Genomic DNA, 1,992 nt, shown 5'->3' on the forward strand with positions numbered 1-1,992 from the left:
GGCGTGCGCCAGCCCCCCGGCGTGCGGTGAAGCGTCCGGCCGGGCCGGGTCAGCCGGCGGCCGTCCAGACGGCGAGACCGGTGCCGCAGGACGCGCAGAAGTTCTCGGTCGGACGCGGCGGTGTCGCGCAGGTCAGGCAGTGCCGGCTGCCGGCCCGCACGGCGTAGATGCCCTCCAGGATCTTCCGGGGCTCGTCCTCGTGCAGCCACTCGTCGAAGTAGCGGGCACGCTCGACCGCGAGCGGGTGGGTTCCGGTGGCGCGGATCCGCAGCCGGTGCAACCAGGCGAGGGGGCTCTGCTCGACCATGTCGTCGAGCATCCGGGCCTGCTCGAGGAAGGCGTCGGGGTTCATCTGGTCCAGCCAGCGGGCCGCGCCGCCGGCGAGCTTCATCATCATCCGGACACACGGGCCGGGATCCTGGACGGCGAGCATGGCCGCCCGGTCGGCGGTCAGCTCCGCCTTGCGGGCCCAGGCCGCCAGGCCCGCGCCCAGCCCGAAGGATGCGGCGTTGCCGATGACGGCGCCCGCCCCGCGGGCCACCCCCGCGCCCATGGCGCCGCCGACGATGCGGGCCATCGTCCCGTAGAGGATGTGGCCGCACTTGACGTGGCCGAGCTCGTGCGCGATCACGGCCAGCAGCTCGTCGGTGTCCATGATGTCGAGCAGGTCGGTGAACAGCACCACGTAGGGGCGGGTGTGCCCGGCGGTGTAGGCGTCGACCGGGCCGCGCCGGACGTAGAGCTCGGGCTCCGGGACGTCCAGGATCGCGCACGCCTCGCGCAGGATCGCGTAGATCTCCGGGAGCTGGTTCGGCCCCACTTTCACGCTGGACGCCGTGTGCTCCACGTAGTGGCCGCGCTCCACGCCCCATTCGATGTATTTCGCCACCGCCCGGTCGAACCCGGGAATCCGCTGCAGCGTACGGGTGGCCCGCCGGTCGAGAGGATGCCGAAAGGCGTCGGGGTCGAGCCCCGGCAACCGGACACGCCCGCTTTTTTCTGGCCGGTCGGCAACCTGTCGGATCGTTTTGGTGAAATCCACCGGCAGCTTCCGGATGTTTACGATGTCGTCGGCTTCGGCCATCCTCAACCTCTCGGGACACCCGCTCGGGCTGCTGTTGTCGGCCACTTTGTCGACCGCCATGTCGACCGCCATGCCGGCTGATCGTCATATTGTCGATCGAAGCGGGACGTCAGACGACATAATAGAGCCCGCCGGAAGGCCGCGAAAGCCCCGCCCCCGGTGGTGACGAAGTCGACTTCCCGACATGATGTCGGCCGTCCTGTCGATCATTATGCCGATCGCCGGATCCGCCACCGGGCCGGCCGCCGGTCCGACGGTCACCAGGGCGGGTCACCCCTGACGGGGACGACCGGCCTCGGCGCGGGCCGCGACGACCTCGGCGGCGGCCGCGGCCGTCTTGCGGGCGATGTCGGCCAGGGCCGCCCGCTTCGCCTCGGCCGCCTGATAGTCCGCCATCCGGTTACGCACGACGCGGACGGGGACACCCACCGCGACCGACATCGGCGCGATGTCGGCGTTCACCACGGCGCCCGCGGCGACCACCGACCCCGAACCGACACGGCTCCCGCGCAGCACGGTGACCTTGGTGCCGATCCACACGTCCGCGCCGATCCGCACCGGGGACTTCACGATGCCCTGGTCCTTGATGGGCACGTGAATGTCGTCGAACACGTGGTCGAAATCTATGATGTACACATCGTCCGCGATCATTGATTTTGCGCCGATTTCGACGTCGAGATAACAGTTGATGGTGCCGTTCCGGCCGAGGACGCATTTGTCGCCGATACGCAGGTTCCCCTCGTGGCAACGGATCCGGCTGTTGTCGCCGAGGTGCACCCAGCGGCCCAGCACGATCCGCCCGTAACCGGGGCGCCCCTCGACGGCCACGTTCTTCCCGAGAAAAACGAAACCCTCCGTCACCACCTGCGGATATCGCAGCCGAAACAGCGCGAACCGCCAGTACCGGC

The 1,992-nt window shown here is 69.6% G+C and carries 2 protein-coding genes; both read right to left on the bottom strand.

Annotation, left to right across the window (positions count from 1 at the left end; all coding sequences use genetic code 11):
• Positions 1-49: 49 nt before the first annotated feature.
• Entirely contained in the window at positions 50-1,042 is a 993-nt protein-coding gene (locus tag NBW84_RS01920; RefSeq protein ID WP_250281121.1) for a M48 family metalloprotease, read from the bottom strand.
• A gap of 312 nt (positions 1,043-1,354) precedes the next feature.
• The coding region (locus NBW84_RS01925; protein ID WP_250281123.1) for an acyltransferase at positions 1,355-1,992 on the bottom strand (638 nt) is incomplete at its 5' end.

It is taken from the genome of Protofrankia sp. CiP1_Cm_nod2, from assembly GCF_920664355.1.
Classification (GTDB): Bacteria; Actinomycetota; Actinomycetes; order Frankiales; family Frankiaceae; genus Protofrankia.